The 254-nt window shown below is 70.1% G+C and carries 1 pseudogene; it reads right to left on the bottom strand.

From position 1 onward, the window contains the following. Nucleotides 1-162 precede the first annotated feature (162 nt). A pseudogene (locus ADL12_RS56890) lies at nucleotides 163-254 on the bottom strand (pyridoxamine 5'-phosphate oxidase family protein); the annotation flags it as partial.

Below are 254 nucleotides of genomic sequence, written 5' to 3'. Positions count from 1 at the left end.
GCACGCGCTCCCCCAGAGGGGGGACCCCCAGCCGCGTTGTCGTCGGTCGCCGACGCTCCGCGTCGACTCCCTCCTCCGCCTTGCAGCTGCACGCACCAGGCACCGCTCGGCTCGGCCGGTCTGCACTGTTTCTTGCAGCCGGCCTGATCCGCCGGGCAGGCCCTAGGTGCGCTTGATCGTGCGCAGGGGCTCACCGGGTTGCCAGACCTGGACGACGAGGTACTTGTCGTCCTCGACGTAGGTCCTCACGACCT

This window comes from Streptomyces regalis, assembly GCF_001509475.1.
Taxonomy (GTDB): Bacteria; Actinomycetota; Actinomycetes; order Streptomycetales; family Streptomycetaceae; genus Streptomyces; species Streptomyces regalis.
Note: the sequence above shows the minus strand (reverse complement) of the source record. Positions and strands in the feature narration are given on the sequence as shown.